Here is a 13,518-nt window from a genome sequence, read left to right as displayed (position 1 = left end):
CCCGGGAACGGCCCGGGCCATCGGCTAAGATGGAATGCCCGTCGCAGAGCCCGACCATGGATGCTGCCCGACCCGTGGCGCTGGTGACCGGCGCCGCCAAGCGCATCGGTGCCGAGATCGCCCGCCGCCTGCACGCCGACGGCTACGACCTGGCCCTGCACTACCGCAGCTCGCGGGCGGAGATGGACGCGCTTGCGACCAGCCTCCAGGCCCAGCGCGCCGACAGCGTGATCACCCTGCAGGCCGACCTGGCCGAATTCGACCGCCTGCCCGAACTGGTGGCGCAGACCATTGGCCGCTTCGGTCGCCTGGATGCGCTGGTCAACAACGCCTCCACCTACTACGCAACGCCCATCGGCGAAGCCACGCCCGCGCAGTGGGACGAACTGTTTGCCAGCAACGCGCGCGCGCCGTTCTTCCTCGCCCAAGCCGCCGCGCCGCACCTGGCCCGCAGCGGCGGCGCCATCGTCAACATCGTCGACATCTACGCCGAGCGCCCGCTACGCGGCCACCCGGTGTACTGCATGGCCAAGGCCGCGCTGGTCATGGCCACGAAATCGCTGGCGCTCGAACTGGGCCCTGAAGTGCGGGTCAACGGCGTCGCCCCCGGCAACGTGCTGTGGTCGGAAAACCCGATCAAGGCCGAGACCCTCGAGATGGTGCACGAACGCACCGCCCTCGGCCGCCAGGGCGAGCCCGGCGACATCGCCGAAGCGGTGCACTGGCTGCTGCGCGGCAACAGCTACGTGACCGGGCAGATCCTTGCCGTGGATGGCGGGCGCACGTTGAGTATTTGATTCCGTTGCGGTGCAACGTCGGGGGCGTAGCCCCGACCTACAGGGTGATGCCGGCTTCTTCCAGCAGGGCCATCACGTGGGCGCGGCGCTGCTCGCCCTTGTCGGCGGCATAGGAGTCCAGCCGCCAGGCGTCGCCATTGGCCTCGTGGGCCAGCAGGTCGATGTCGATCGGCACCTCATCGCTGTGCTCCGAGCGGCCGATATCGCGCTCGATCCGCTGCACTTGCTCCACCAGCTCTTCGCGCGCCAGTGCGCTGTCCAGGCGCACCAAACGATTGGTGAACCAGCGGTCCGCGCCCTCGGCATCGGGGCTGCGACGGGGCCCAGTCAGCGGTTCAACCTGTCCCAGCTTTGCCAGGGCTTCCAGCGCTGCGGCGATCGGCGCCCCGCCGGCGTCATCGCTGCCCAGTACCAGCAGCCAGGCACGACTCACGCGGCCCGACCACGCACGATCGATACGCCCACCCCGGCGCAGCCCAGCGCGCGCGCCGCATCGGGCTTGTGCACCCGGATGCGCAGGTGCAGGGCAACCGGGAACTGCTCCAGCAGCGCTGCCGCCAGGCTTTCCAGCAGCGTCTCCAGCAGCTGATCAGTACGCGCCGCCACGTGCTGGCGCACCGCCTCGCATACCGCGGCATAGTCCAGCGCATCGGCCACGTCGTCGCTGGCGGCAGGCGCGCGGTTGTCGAACGCCAGTTCGAGGTCGAACAGCAGGGGCTGGGTGCCCTCGCGCTCATGCGGATACACGCCCACCAGGGCGTCTATGCGCAGTCCTTCAATGTGGATCCTGTCCATGGCGGTCAGTGCACGGATGGGGGTGCGCAAGCGTAACGCGTTCAGTCCGCCGCCGGCCGCGGTCCTTCCGTCCCGACGCGCTGGTCATGCAGGCGCACATCGATCGGCGCATCGGAAGTGCGCTGGAACACCCGCAGCCCGAACTCCGGCAGGATCGCCAGCAGATGGTCGAAGATGTCCGACTGCACCGCCTCGTAGTAGACCCAGCGCACGTCGGCAGTGAAGCAGTACAGCTCCAGCGGGATCCCGGCTTCGGTCGGCTGCAGCTGGCGCACCATGCTGGTCATCCCTTGGTTGATGCCCGGATGCTGCGCCAGGTACTGGTCGATATACACACGGAAGGTGCCCAGGTTGGTGACCCTGCGGTGGTTGACCTCTGCGCCGCCGCCGCGACTGGCCAGCTGCGCGTTCCATTCCGTGAGCTCCTGCCCCTTCTCGCGCAGGTAATCGTCGAGAAGCATGAAGCGGTGCAGGTTCTCCACTTCCTCCGGCCCCAGGAACCGCACGCTGCCCTGGTCGATGTACAGCGAGCGCTTGATCCGGCGCCCGCCGGACTCCTGCATGCCGCGCCAGTTCTTGAACGAGTGGCTGATCAGGTTCTTGGTGGGCACGGTGGTGATGGTCTTGTCCCAGTTCTGCACCGTCACCGTGTGCAGGGCGATATCGATCACGTCGCCGTCGGCGTTCTGGCTGGGCATCTCGATCCAGTCGCCGATGCGCACGCGCCCGTCGCCGCTGATCTGCAGGCTGGCGGCGAATGACAGGATCGTGTCCTGGAACACCAGCATCAGCACCGCACTGGCCGCACCCAGGCCGGTCAGCACGTGCAGCGGCTTGACCCCCGCCAGGATCGCCACCGCCGACAGCGCCGCCAGTGCGAACAGCACGATCTTGGCCACCTGCAGATAGCCCTTGATCGGCTTGTTGCGGGCGTCCGGCCGGCGCTCGTAGATCTCGTTGATGTGGTCGAACACGTGGCTGATCGCCAGCACCACGGTGAACACGATGAACACGTTGGCCAGGTTGTGCACCACCAGCGCCACCGCGGCAGGCAGGCCCGGCACCTGCAGGATCCCGGTCGAGATCACCAGTGCGGGCACCACGTTCGCCAGCCGGGGGATCGCGCGCATCTGCACCGCCGGCGCGTCGTGGCCGCCGCGCAGTCCCGGCAGCATGCCGAGCAAGCGCCGCAGTCCGCGCAGCAGCACCCGCTTGGTGATGAAATTGGCCAGCCACGCCAGCAGCAGCAGGGCTGCCAGCATCAGCGTGGTGTAGGCCCAGGGCCAGGGGGAAAGTGTTTCCTGCAGCAGCTGCAGCCGTGGTTGCATGTCGGCTCCGGAATTGTCGAAGGGGGAGGATCAGACCCGGCAGCGCGCTCTATGACTGCGCCCATCACGCGCGCGGCGCGCCTGGCCCGGGTTTGCGGGGTCCAATCCTAACGAATCCGCTTGAACGCAGCGCTCACCGGCGCATTGCCGGCATCCCTGCGCAGCCCCGCGCAGCCGCTCAGGCCGCCGTATCGAGCGCCGGCAGGGTGGCCATGTCCCAGCGCGGGCGCACCTGGGGTTCGGCGCCATCGCGCTGCCCGGCCGCAAGCCGCAGCGCCCCGGCGAAGGCGATCATCGCGCCGTTGTCCGTGCACAGCTCCGGCCGCGGGAAACACGCCCGACCCCCACGCTCGGCGGCCATCTCCTGCAGCTGGGCGCGCAGGCGCGTGTTCGCGCCTACCCCGCCGGCCACCACCAGCACCTTGCTGCCGGTCTCTTCCAGCGCGCGCCTGCACTTGATCGCCAGCGTATCGACCGCCGCATCCTCGAATCCGCGGGCAATGTCGGCCCGGGTCTGGTCGGACTGGTCACTGTCCTGCCAGGCCAGCAGCACCTGGGTCTTGAGCCCGCTGAAGCTGAAATCCAGCCCCGGCCGCTTGGTCATCGGCCGCGGGAAGCGGAACGCCCCCGGCGTGCCCTGCTTGGCCAGCCGGGCCAGCTGCGGCCCGCCCGGGTACGGCAGGCCCATCATCTTGGCGGTCTTGTCGAAGGCCTCGCCCGCGGCGTCATCCAGCGTTTCGCCCAGCAGCCGATAGCGGCCGATCGCATCCACCGCCACCAGCTGGGTGTGCCCGCCCGACACCAGCAAGGCCACGAACGGCGGCTCCGGCGGATCGTCTTCCATCAGCGGTGCCAGCAGGTGGCCTTCCATGTGGTGCACGCCCAGCGCCGGAATCTCCAGCGCCCAGGCAAGCGCCCGCGCCACGCCCGCCCCCACCATCAGCGCGCCCACCAGGCCCGGCCCGGCGGTGTAGGCCACCCCGTCCAGGTCGTTCACACCCATCCCGGCGTCGGCCAGGGTCTGGCGGATCAGGGGCAGCAGCTTGCGCACGTGGTCGCGACTGGCCAGCTCCGGCACCACGCCGCCGTATTCGGCGTGCAGGGCGATCTGGCTGTACAGGGCCTGGGCGCGCAGCCCCGCCGGGCCGCCGATGGCGGTGTCGTACACCGCAACGCCGGTTTCATCGCAGGAGGTTTCAATACCGAGGACTCGCATACCCGATAGGATGGGGACGCCGGCGCCGCAAGTCACGCATTGGCTTATCCGGCCCCCCCGCCAGCCCCTCGATGAGCGGGAAAATCCCGCCCCACTTGCAGCGCCGCCGAGAGCGGGGCTATGATAGCGGGCTCGCCGACGCAAACAGCCGGCGATTCCACTCCCGGAGATTCCATGCCCAGCGTCAAAGTCCGCGAAAACGAGCCGTTTGAGTTTGCCCTGCGTCGCTTCAAGCGCACCTGCGAAAAGGCCGGCGTCCTCGCCGAGACCCGCAAGCGCGAGTACTACGAGAAGCCGACCCAGGAGCGCAAGCGCAAGGCTGCGGCTGCCGTCAAGCGTCAGGCGCGCCGCGCCGCGCGTGACGTCACCAAGCGCCAGCGCCTGTACTGATCGGCCACTCCGCGCCCCGGCGCGGAGGCCACAGCTCGCTTCTACGGGAAGCCGGCACGCTCAAGCGTCGCCGGCTTTTCTTCGTTCCTCCACATCACCAGGAGCCACGCCATGACCCTCAAGCAGACCCTGATCGAAGACATGAAGGCCGCAATGAAAGGCGGCGACAAGCAGCGCCTGGGCGTGATCCGGCTGGTCAACGCGGCGATCCAGCAGAAGGAAGTGGACGAGCGCATCGAACTCGACGATGAAGCCGTGACCGGGGTGCTGGTGCGCATGCTCAAGCAGCGCCGCGACTCGGTGTCGCAGTACGAAGCCGCCGACCGCGAAGACCTGGCTTCGGTGGAGCGGTCCGAGATCGAAGTGATCGAAGGCTATCTGCCCGCGCAGATGGACGAGGGCGCGATCAACGCCGAGATCGACGCCGCCGTTGCCGCCACCGGTGCCTCCGGCCCGGCCGACATGGGCAAGCTGATGGGCGCGCTGAAGCCCAAGCTCGCCGGCAAGGCCGACATGGGCCTGGTGTCCAAGCTGGTCAAGCAGAAGCTCGCCAGCTGACCCTGTCCTGCTGTAACTGGCCCGGCCCTGCTGTAGGAGCGCGCCACGCGCGCGAAACCGCGTGACACCTGGCCACGCGGGGTGGCGTCGGTACCTGCGCGCGGGCCGACGCCGCGCGGCAACGACATGTTTCACGCGGCTTCGCGCGCATGGCGCGCTCCTACACGTGATCGTGGGTGCGCCGGAATCACGGTCCGCTGACACGGCCATGCCATCCTTTAGCCATGTCCCTGCTCGACCACCCGCGAATCAAGCGATGGATCGCCAAGGTGCAGGAGAGCCTGCCCTACGCCCTGGCCCAGCGCTTCATTGAATGCGACCTGCTCACCCAGGCCGCCTCGCTCTCGTTCTTCGCCCTGATCTCGCTGGCGCCGCTGCTGGTACTGCTGCTGTGGCTGACCGCCTCGCTGTACCCGGAAGCCCAGGACGCGCTGATCAGCCAGATCGGCGGGCTCGCCGGCCCGCAAGCCGAGGCCGTGGCCAACACCGTCATCCGCAATGCCAGCGACCAGCCCGATATCGGCAGCCTCGCCGGCCTGTGGAGCACGCTGCTGCTGTTCGTCGGCGCCACGGTGGTGTTCGCGCGCTTGCAGACCACGCTGAACCTGATCTTCCACACCAGCGACAAGGCGCTCGGCGGCCTCATGGCCTGGCTGCGCAAGCGGGTGTTCTCGGTGGGGGTGGTGTTCTCGCTCGGCTTTTTGATCATCATCTCCACCCTGGCCGGGACCGTGGTGGAGCTGGCCTTCCGCGATATCCCGGTCCTGGTGCCCCTGGCCGGCAATGCGGTGATGCTGCTGGTCTACACCTGCGCCTTCGCCCTGATGTACCACTACCTGCCCGACCGCCGGGTGTACTGGAAGCAGGCGCTCCTCGGCGGACTGATCACCGCGGTGCTGTTCCTGGTCGGACGCTGGGCGATCGCCGTGTATCTGGCCCAGGCTGCGCCCGGCAGCGCGTACGGCTCGGCCGGCGCGCTGGTGCTGCTGCTGGTGTGGATGTACTACGCGGCGATGATCTTCTTCGGTGGCGCCTTGATCACCGCGGTGATCGACGAGCGCTGGGGCGCGCGCGTCGCCAGGCGCGAAACGGAGACGGTGGAAGACCCGCGCCTGCTGCCGGTGGTCCAGCCCGCGGACAACGATCCACCCACCGCCGGCGAGCCTGCGCAGCCGCGGCCATGAACGCACCCGGCGTGGCATCCTAGCGGGGCCATGTCACGCATTCCCGACGCCTTCATCGACGACCTCATTGCCCGCACCGACATCGTCGAGGTGGTCAACGCCCGCGTGCCGCTCAAGCGCCAGGGCCGGGAATACGCCGCCTGCTGCCCTTTCCACGACGAGCGCTCACCCTCGTTCACGGTCTCGCCGACCAAGCAGTTCTACCACTGCTTCGGCTGCGGCGCGCACGGCAGCGCGATCGGCTTTCTGATGGAGTACGACCGGCTGGAATTCCTCGACGCGATCGAGGAGCTGGCCCGTATCGCCGGCATGGAAGTACCGCGCGAAACCCGCCAGAACAACCGCGACGGCGATATCGACGCGATGTTCAATGCCATGGATTCGGCGCGCAATTTCTACCGGCGCGAACTGGCAAACAGCGCCACCGCGCGCGCCTATCTGGACAACCGCGGCGTGGACGAAACCATCCGCGAGCAGTTCGGCATCGGCTACGCGCCGGAAGGCTTTTCCGCGCTCAAGGACAGGCTCGGCACCGATGAGCGCCGCCTGCGGCTGCTGGAAAAGACCGGCATGCTGTCGCGCAACGACCGCGGCCACGTATACGACAAGTTCCGCGACCGGGTAATGTTTCCGATCGCCGACCGGCGCGGGCGCACCATCGCCTTCGGCGGCCGGGTGATGGGCAAGGATGACGGCCCGAAATACCTCAACTCGCCCGAGACCCCGCTGTTCCACAAGGGCCGCGAGCTGTACGGCCTGTGGCAGGCGCGCCAGGCCAACCGCGAGCTCGGCCGCCTGATCGTGGTCGAGGGCTACATGGATGTGATCGCCCTGTTCCAGCACGGCATCACCCAGGCCGTAGCGACGCTGGGCACGGCCACCACTCCCGACCACGCCGAGCTGCTGTTCCGCAGCGCGCCGGATGTTTACTTCTGCTTCGATGGCGACGCCGCCGGCCGTCGCGCCGCGGTGAAGGCAATGGAAACGGTGCTGCCTCGCATGCGCGATGGCCGCCAGGCGTTCTTCCTGTTCGTGCCCGATGGCGAGGATCCTGATTCGCTGGTCCGCGCCGAAGGTGCGGAAGGCTTCGACGCGCGCCTGGCCCAGGCCACGCCGCTGTCGGAATTCTTCTTCGACAGCGTGGGCGAGGAGATCAACCTGGGCACGCTGGACGGCAAGGCGCGCCTGGCGGAGCGCGCCCGCCCGCAGCTGGCGCAGATCCCGGATGGCGCCTTCGCCGACCTGATGCGCCAGCGCCTGACCGAACTCACCGGCGTCGGCAGCCGCCCCCAGGCCGCCCCGGCCCGGCCGCAACGACGCAGCGCGTCAACCAAGGCACCGCGGCGCAGCCTGGTGCGCACCGCCATCATCCTGCTGCTGCACCGCCCGGCGCTGGCATTGGACCTGCCCGAGTCCTACCGCTTCACCGCCTTGCGCCAGCCGGGCATCGCGCTGCTGACCGAGCTGCTGGCCGTGGTGCACACGCGCCCGGAGATCAGCACCGGCGCCCTGATCGACCACTTCAGTGGCCGCGATGAAGCCGACGCGCTGCAGAAGCTCGCCACCATCAGCCTGCCCGGGGAAGAAAAAGCCTGGCGATCCGAATTCCTCGACATCATCGCCCGTCTCGACCGCCAGACCCTCGACCAGCGGGTGGAGGAACTGCAGCAGCGGGTTGCCGAAGGCGGCTTCAGCGCCCTGTCGGCCGGGGAAAAGGACGAGCTGCGCCAGCTGCAGGCCGCCCCCCGGCCTACCTGAGGCCCGGTCGACCCTCACTTTGGTGAATAGCAAGCATTGGCGCCGGCTGGCATCATTCAACGCCCTTCTTGATGTTGAAACTCCGCAGCATGTCCTCCCGCTTGTTTGATTCACCCCAGCGCTACGGCCTGGTGTCCCGCACCCTCCATTGGCTCATGGTTGCCGTGCTGTCCTGGCAGTTCACCGGCATGCTGCTGAAGATCACCGTCGGCCGCGAAAACAACATCGCCGCCTTCATCATGGGCACGCATAAGCCGGTGGGCGCCCTGCTGATGCTGCTGGTGCTGCTGCGCGCCGCGTGGGGCCTGTCGCAACTGCGTCGCCGCCCGCGCCAGCCGGGCACCCTGCGTGGCCGCGTGGCCACCACCGCCCACGGGGTGATGTACCTGCTGATGCTCTACATCCCCTTCGTCGCCCTGATGCGCGACTACGGCCGCGGCCGCGGCTTCTCGCCGTTCGGCATCCCGCTGTTTCCGGAAACCGGCCAGCAGGTGGATTGGCTGATGGCCCCGGCCAGCGCTTCCCACGGGCTGATGGGCTGGACCCTGCTGACCCTGATCGTGGGCCATATCCTCATGGTGGCCGTGCACCAGGTATTCCTGCGCGACGGTATCGCCGCGCGCATGGCCGGCAGCCTCTCCGGCAGGTAATCAGCGGCCGCCCGGCCAACAGGTCGGGCGGCCCTCGGGTAAACCCCAATACCCGGCGTTATGCGGCATCGATAAGCTTCCGGACACCGGCTACGGCCACCGTTTCCGCGTGCCTTCGATGACCATCAACGCGCCCCGCTCCGACTTCTCCCTGTCTGATTGGGTCAACAGCGCCCTGCAGCGATTCCGCGACACGGCAAGCCCGGCGCAGGATTTCGGGCCGGCCATCACCGGCGCCAACGGGCGTGAACTGGCCTTCGAGCACGACCCCGCCAGCACCCGGATCAGCGACGAATCCAGCGCCGGCCAGCGCACCACCTGGACCGGCAGCACCGAGGTCACGGTGAGCGCCCCGGGCCAGGACAGCGGGCCTATCCAGGTCAGCTACCACGCCAACGCCATCCGCGCCCAGGCGACGCCAGACGCCATGCAGGCGCTGAACCCGATGGATCCGGATTCCTGGCCACCCGGCACCAGCGTGGAGCTGCGCGGCGGCGATTTCGTCGGCACCCCGTTCCAGGCCACCTTCCAGACCCTGGCCGACATCAACGGCATCGCCGACATCAGCGATGTGCGCCTGGTGATCAGCAAGAGCACCATCACCAAAGCCACCCCGGTGCCCGAGCTGCGGATCATGTCGGGCGCGGCCCACGTGTTCGACGCGCCGTTTGAAACCGGCCCCGGTTCGCCGGCCACCAGCCGCGAAGACTTCGGCATCCACACCCTGATCCAGCGCGATCCCACCGCGCCCGATCAGCGCGCCGCGCTCAACCACCTGCTGGTCACCGGCACCCAGCCCGACGGCACCGTGGGCGTGAGCGAAACCGTCACCGCCGACAGCATCAACGGCCTGATCACCGATGTGGCCAGCGGCGAGGTCAACGACATCACCTGGACCTTCGATGGCGAAGGCCGTCCGGTGCACGCCGAGGGCACCCTCACCTGGACACCGGGCAGCAGTCGTCACCGCGATACCGACCGCACCGAGAGCAAGGCCCAGAGCGATTTCCGCACCGACAACAACCTCGACAGCACCCACCACACCGGCCACATCTTCGCCTACCGCTTCGTCCACGGGCATGGGCCGGTCAACATGTTCCCGCAGCAGGCCAACTTCAACACCGGCCCCTACGCGCGCATGGAGCAGGAGTGGGCCGACTGGCTGGACCACGGCATGGATGTGGACATCCGCGTTGAACTGGCTCCCGCCGGGGCCGAGCGGCCGGAGCAGGTGATCGTGGATTACAGCGTGACCGACCCGGAAACCGGCGCCGTGGTGTACGACCCGCAGACCCTCCTGTTCGACAACGAAGCCGGGCAGCACTTCAGCAACATCCGGCCGGCCCAGATGGACGGCATGATCAGCGGCGCAGCCTGATATCCTCGCCCCGATGAACAGCAACGCCGACAGCAATGCCCTGATCAACAAGATCGGCCAGGCAATCGTCACCGATCCCACCGTCGACGCCGAGCCCTGGGATGGCTACGCCCTGATTGCCTCCTACACCGGCCCGGGCCTGAAGATCAGCGGGTTCCGCTACCGCGACGGTCAGCCGCCGCAGGCCGCCACTCCGCAATCGCGGGAACTGGGCGGGCACATCGAAGCCCTGCGCGAGGCCACCCAGGTGGAAGGCAAGGATCCGTGGCGCGCCTGCGTGATCCGCATCGTCAGCGCCACCGGCAAGATCGGCGTGGACTTCGCCTACGAAGCCGCCGAGCAGTGGGACATCACGCCAGCCACCCTCACCGAAGTGGCCGAACGCGCCCGCCCCGGCTGAGCAAAGCACCGGGGCCAAGCGGATAGCTCATTCGGCGGACGCGATCAGGGTCCGCTCGCCCAGATGCACATCCAGGCCATCGCTCCGCCCTGCACCAGCAGCCAGATCCAGGCCGCTACCACCAGCTGGAACTTCCGCTCCAGGGTGAAATCAAAGCGCGCCGCCGCCCACAGCGCCGCGTTCGCCGCCAGCAACGAAAACGTGAGGATCGGAAGGCCGCCGCGCGGATACATCCAGCCGAACACGTCCGGCGCCATGCGCATCAGCGCGAAGTAACCCAGCACGATCGCCGCCGTCAGGGCGGCGGCCAGCAGCCGCATCATTGGGCAGGTTCCGGCGCCAGCCACTTGTACATCACATGCGCATCCACCAGTCCCTCCTGCGGATGCCGGAACGCGCGCGGCAGCGTGCCGACGATCGAATACCCCAGCCGCTCCCACAGCCGCACGGCCCCGGCATTGGTGGACACCACGAAGTTGAACTGCATGGCCAGGTACCCGCGTTCAAGCGCCTGCACCTGCGAATGCGCGCACATCTGCGCCGCCACCCCGGCCCCGCGTGCGGCCTCCGCCACCACGTAGCCGCAGTTGCACACGTGCGATGCATTGCCCTGCTGGTTTGGCCGGAGGTAGTACGTGCCGATCACCTGCCCTGCGCTGTTGCAGGCCACGAACGTGGCTTCCGGGCGCCCGACCCACAGCGCATGGATCTCCTCTTCCGTTGCTTCGGGCGGATAGGTGTAGGTGTCGCCGCGGCGGAACACCGCACGCAGGATCGGCCACAGCGCCGGCCAGTCCGCCGGCTGGAACTCACGAATGGAAACTGTCATGGAAGCCCTGTCATCGATACCCGCGGACGCCTGTCTGATATGGCGTCCGCCGCAGCACATGTTAGCTGCCCGGCGTCCTCAACCAACGCCGGATCAACCCGCCTCATCTGGGGCGAGCAGGCAGGACATATGCAATGTGCCATCCACCGTGGCCTCCACCACGAACCCCTCCCTCAGGTAGAGATTCCGCGCCGGATTGTCCGTATATACCCGCAGCACCAAGCGGTGGAATCCGCGCTCTGCGGCCAATGCCTTTGCCTGCTCCACCGCCCAACGACCAATGCCGCGGCCCTGCCATGCCGGCAGCAGCTGCAGATCCCGGATAGCCAGCGCCTCACCCTCCGGCAGCACGCGCAGCAGACCCACCACTTCGCCATCTGCCAGCACCATCAGGTTCTCGAATTCCAGCCAGCTCGCATGAAACCGCTGCGGGTCCCAGTCAATGCCCCGCGCTCCGCGATAGCCGGCCATGTTGCTGCAGCTGAGCGATTCGCAGAAAGCGAAGTCGCTATCAGTCGCGGGGCTGAGGGTCAGTTTCATCGATGCAGAGTGGACGCCTGCTGCCACAAGACGAAACCCCCAACCCCGAGTGCTTTATTTCCACCAAAGTGCCCCCTGTCATTTGATTCCGCCGCCTGCGCCATCACCCGGCTCCGCCCTCCGGCAGCTTGACCGCATTGTCTTCGATATCGACGGGGAACGAGACCTGGGTGCAGCAAAGGACCCTGCCCCGCAGAAGTCATGTAGCCTCCCCCGTCTTCACGCGCCCGGGTTCCCCGGGCACGCATCGACGACCCCACCTATATCAACCGAAAAGTCTGCCATGCCCCGATTTCTTGCCGTTGCCCTTTCTGCGCTCTGCCTCCTGTCGGCCTGCGCCCCTGAACCACCCTCCGCCGACGCAGTACTGCTGGGCCGCGTCTTCGATGCCCGCCACGGACAAGTGTTGGAGAAAGGCGTGGTGGTATTGGCTGAAGGCCGCATCCGTTGCGCAGGCAAGTCGGGCGACTGCCGCTGGCCAGCGGATACCCCGGTTCACGACTACGGCCAAGCCACCCTGCTGCCCGGCCTGATCGACTTGCACGTACACGCACGCCCGCACTACGTCCGTGCCTTCGTGCCCTCGGGCGTCACCACGGTGCGTGATGCCAACAACACCCTGGCCATGATCGGCACGCTGCGCAGCACGCCCGGCGCACCGCGCATACTGGCCAGCGGCCCGGCGCTGGATGGCCCAAAGAGCGTGCTGGCTGGTGAACCGTCGCCGCTTGACAGCCAGCCGCTGGAATCCTTGATGCCGGTTACCGTCACCAATGCCGATGACGCCTCAATCGCCGTGCTTGCACTCCGGGATGCCGGCGTGGACTGGATCAAGCTCTACGATCAGATCCCGCCTGACGCATTCCATTCCGCCGTACAGACCGCGCGCGAGGCCGGAGTGCCCGTCATGGCCGACCTTGGCATCATGCTGACCCGCGGCTTGGACGGCGCCGAGGTGGATGCTGTGCAGGCCGGCGCCGCCGGCGTCTCCACGCTGGAACATATCTCCGGTGCCGCCCTGGCCTACCAGCGACTTGGCGGAGACCCGATGGCCGAATCGTTAGATGAAGCCCTTCTGGAGCAGCTGGTGCAGGCCATCGCCGGAAGTGGCATGGCCGTGGTGCCAACCGCCGGTGCAGCGCGCCAGCTCCACGATCCCGAAGCCCTGGGCCTTGACGACCTGCCGGGTGCAGCGCGGGTGCGTCCGCACTTCAAAAGCTACTGGGAGTACCTGGAAGGCGTGCTGGCTGGCGAAGGCCCGCAATCGCGCAGCGCCGCCGACCTGCGCCTGGCATCGGCCCTGCTACCGAGGCTGCATGCCGCAGGCGTGCCGATCGGCGCCGGATCGGATCTTCCCGCCGCCCCGCGCATGCTGCCCAGCGCCGCCCTGCATCAGGAACTGGAAGCACTGGTCCAGGCCGGCCTCACCCCCGCCCAGGCCCTGCAATCGGCCACTCACGTAGCCGCATCCATCCTCGGCAGCGATGACTTGGGCCGCCTTGAGGCCGACACCACTGCCGACATCCTGGTGGTGGACGGCGATCCGCTCACGAACATCCTGCATACCCGCCAGGTGCGCGCGGTGTGGTTCAACGGTGACGCAGTAGATCTGGATGCCGCATGGGAAGAAGTGGAGCGGGCCCTGGAGCAAGCTGCGCGGGACAACGGCTGACCTCACTGAGCCCGCTCACTGCT

The 13,518-nt window shown here is 68.0% G+C and carries 16 protein-coding genes; 9 read left to right on the top strand and 7 right to left on the bottom strand.

Translation table 11 applies throughout. The annotated features are described in order from the left end of the window. Window positions 1-56: 56 nt before the first annotated feature. On the top strand, window positions 57-797 hold the full coding sequence (locus ACW7G3_RS05760) for a pteridine reductase (RefSeq protein WP_456981644.1): 741 nt from the start codon (window positions 57-59) through the stop codon (window positions 795-797). Between the two features lie 37 nt (window positions 798-834). Here the strand turns inward: ACW7G3_RS05760 and ACW7G3_RS05755 are convergent, their stop codons facing one another. The 4 genes from ACW7G3_RS05755 to tsaD all read right to left on the bottom strand — a co-directional run bounded on the left by ACW7G3_RS05755 (window position 835) and on the right by tsaD (window position 4,136). Then, on the bottom strand, window positions 835-1,230 hold the full coding sequence (locus ACW7G3_RS05755; protein WP_456981642.1) for a 2-amino-4-hydroxy-6-hydroxymethyldihydropteridine diphosphokinase: 396 nt from the start codon (window positions 1,228-1,230) through the stop codon (window positions 835-837). Further along, a complete protein-coding gene (gene folB, locus ACW7G3_RS05750) occupies window positions 1,227-1,592 on the bottom strand; it encodes a dihydroneopterin aldolase (protein WP_456981640.1) in 366 nt (121 codons plus the stop codon). Before folB ends, ACW7G3_RS05755 begins: the two co-directional genes overlap by 4 nt. Window positions 1,593-1,633: 41 nt before the next feature. Further along, window positions 1,634-2,920, bottom strand: coding sequence for a mechanosensitive ion channel family protein (locus ACW7G3_RS05745; protein ID WP_456981639.1), 1,287 nt, complete (start codon window positions 2,918-2,920; stop codon window positions 1,634-1,636). 178 nt (window positions 2,921-3,098) lie between these two features. Next, complete coding sequence (tsaD, locus tag ACW7G3_RS05740; RefSeq protein ID WP_456981638.1) at window positions 3,099-4,136, bottom strand: tRNA (adenosine(37)-N6)-threonylcarbamoyltransferase complex transferase subunit TsaD; 1,038 nt, start codon at window positions 4,134-4,136, stop codon at window positions 3,099-3,101. A gap of 174 nt (window positions 4,137-4,310) precedes the next feature. On the opposite strand from tsaD, the gene rpsU reads away from it, so the two are divergent. From rpsU to ACW7G3_RS05705, 7 genes are all read left to right on the top strand, one after another. After that, entirely contained in the window at window positions 4,311-4,526 is a 216-nt protein-coding gene (rpsU, locus tag ACW7G3_RS05735) for a 30S ribosomal protein S21 (protein WP_343257411.1), read from the top strand. 111 nt (window positions 4,527-4,637) lie between these two features. Beyond that, window positions 4,638-5,084, top strand: a complete 447-nt coding sequence (locus ACW7G3_RS05730; protein WP_456981636.1) for a GatB/YqeY domain-containing protein — start codon at window positions 4,638-4,640, stop codon at window positions 5,082-5,084. Window positions 5,085-5,308: 224 nt separating this feature from the next. Then, window positions 5,309-6,268: a YihY/virulence factor BrkB family protein gene (locus ACW7G3_RS05725; protein WP_456981634.1), complete on the top strand. Its 960-nt coding sequence runs from the start codon at window positions 5,309-5,311 to the stop codon at window positions 6,266-6,268. A 30-nt stretch (window positions 6,269-6,298) separates the two neighbouring features. Then, window positions 6,299-8,026, top strand: coding sequence for a DNA primase (gene dnaG / locus ACW7G3_RS05720; RefSeq protein WP_456981632.1), 1,728 nt, complete (start codon window positions 6,299-6,301; stop codon window positions 8,024-8,026). 89 nt (window positions 8,027-8,115) lie between these two features. Next, the gene (locus ACW7G3_RS05715; RefSeq protein WP_456981631.1) at window positions 8,116-8,676 is read left to right on the top strand and encodes a cytochrome b; all 561 of its coding nucleotides are present in this window, start codon (window positions 8,116-8,118) and stop codon (window positions 8,674-8,676) included. A 118-nt stretch (window positions 8,677-8,794) separates the two neighbouring features. Continuing rightward, window positions 8,795-10,054, top strand: coding sequence for a DNA/RNA non-specific endonuclease (locus tag ACW7G3_RS05710; protein WP_456981834.1), 1,260 nt, complete (start codon window positions 8,795-8,797; stop codon window positions 10,052-10,054). A 13-nt stretch (window positions 10,055-10,067) separates the two neighbouring features. Continuing rightward, window positions 10,068-10,454 carry a hypothetical protein gene (locus ACW7G3_RS05705; protein ID WP_456981630.1) on the top strand — a complete coding sequence of 129 codons (387 nt, stop codon included), beginning with the start codon at window positions 10,068-10,070 and terminating at the stop codon, window positions 10,452-10,454. Between the two features lie 44 nt (window positions 10,455-10,498). Here ACW7G3_RS05705 and ACW7G3_RS05700 read toward each other — a convergent pair whose 3' ends face one another. The 3 genes from ACW7G3_RS05700 to ACW7G3_RS05690 all read right to left on the bottom strand — a co-directional run bounded on the left by ACW7G3_RS05700 (window position 10,499) and on the right by ACW7G3_RS05690 (window position 11,823). Next, window positions 10,499-10,777 (bottom strand): hypothetical protein, encoded by a 279-nt coding sequence (locus ACW7G3_RS05700; protein WP_456981629.1) that lies wholly within the window; start codon window positions 10,775-10,777, stop codon window positions 10,499-10,501. Then, window positions 10,774-11,283: an N-acetyltransferase family protein gene (locus tag ACW7G3_RS05695; protein ID WP_456981628.1), complete on the bottom strand. Its 510-nt coding sequence runs from the start codon at window positions 11,281-11,283 to the stop codon at window positions 10,774-10,776. The genes ACW7G3_RS05700 and ACW7G3_RS05695 overlap by 4 nt, the downstream gene beginning before the upstream one ends. A 93-nt stretch (window positions 11,284-11,376) precedes the next feature. Further along, the gene (locus ACW7G3_RS05690; RefSeq protein ID WP_456981627.1) at window positions 11,377-11,823 is read right to left on the bottom strand and encodes a GNAT family N-acetyltransferase; all 447 of its coding nucleotides are present in this window, start codon (window positions 11,821-11,823) and stop codon (window positions 11,377-11,379) included. A gap of 283 nt (window positions 11,824-12,106) precedes the next feature. Here ACW7G3_RS05690 and ACW7G3_RS05685 point away from each other — a divergent pair, with 283 nt between their 5' ends. After that, a complete protein-coding gene (locus ACW7G3_RS05685) occupies window positions 12,107-13,495 on the top strand; it encodes an amidohydrolase family protein (RefSeq protein ID WP_456981626.1) in 1,389 nt (462 codons plus the stop codon). The last annotated feature ends 23 nt before the right edge of the window (window positions 13,496-13,518 follow it).

The organism is Luteimonas sp. A478, from assembly GCF_054052025.1.
The sequence above is the reverse complement of the archived record's forward strand: the minus strand, read 5'-3'. Positions and strand labels throughout refer to the sequence as shown.

Bases quoted from the DNA above. Each gene is read 5' to 3' on its own strand.
- ACW7G3_RS05760 (WP_456981644.1), top strand. From the start codon at position 57: ATGGATGCTGCCCGACCCGTGGCGCTGGTGACCGGCGCCGCCAAGCGC.
- folB (WP_456981640.1), bottom strand. From the start codon at position 1,592: ATGGACAGGATCCACATTGAAGGACTGCGCATAGACGCCCTGGTGGGC.
- ACW7G3_RS05745 (WP_456981639.1), bottom strand. From the start codon at position 2,920: ATGCAACCACGGCTGCAGCTGCTGCAGGAAACACTTTCCCCCTGGCCC.
- tsaD (WP_456981638.1), bottom strand. From the start codon at position 4,136: ATGCGAGTCCTCGGTATTGAAACCTCCTGCGATGAAACCGGCGTTGCG.
- rpsU (WP_343257411.1), top strand. From the start codon at position 4,311: ATGCCCAGCGTCAAAGTCCGCGAAAACGAGCCGTTTGAGTTTGCCCTG.
- ACW7G3_RS05730 (WP_456981636.1), top strand. From the start codon at position 4,638: ATGACCCTCAAGCAGACCCTGATCGAAGACATGAAGGCCGCAATGAAA.
- ACW7G3_RS05725 (WP_456981634.1), top strand. From the start codon at position 5,309: ATGTCCCTGCTCGACCACCCGCGAATCAAGCGATGGATCGCCAAGGTG.
- dnaG (WP_456981632.1), top strand. From the start codon at position 6,299: ATGTCACGCATTCCCGACGCCTTCATCGACGACCTCATTGCCCGCACC.
- ACW7G3_RS05715 (WP_456981631.1), top strand. From the start codon at position 8,116: ATGTCCTCCCGCTTGTTTGATTCACCCCAGCGCTACGGCCTGGTGTCC.
- ACW7G3_RS05710 (WP_456981834.1), top strand. From the start codon at position 8,795: ATGACCATCAACGCGCCCCGCTCCGACTTCTCCCTGTCTGATTGGGTC.
- ACW7G3_RS05705 (WP_456981630.1), top strand. From the start codon at position 10,068: ATGAACAGCAACGCCGACAGCAATGCCCTGATCAACAAGATCGGCCAG.
- ACW7G3_RS05700 (WP_456981629.1), bottom strand. From the start codon at position 10,777: ATGATGCGGCTGCTGGCCGCCGCCCTGACGGCGGCGATCGTGCTGGGT.
- ACW7G3_RS05695 (WP_456981628.1), bottom strand. From the start codon at position 11,283: ATGACAGTTTCCATTCGTGAGTTCCAGCCGGCGGACTGGCCGGCGCTG.
- ACW7G3_RS05690 (WP_456981627.1), bottom strand. From the start codon at position 11,823: ATGAAACTGACCCTCAGCCCCGCGACTGATAGCGACTTCGCTTTCTGC.
- ACW7G3_RS05685 (WP_456981626.1), top strand. From the start codon at position 12,107: ATGCCCCGATTTCTTGCCGTTGCCCTTTCTGCGCTCTGCCTCCTGTCG.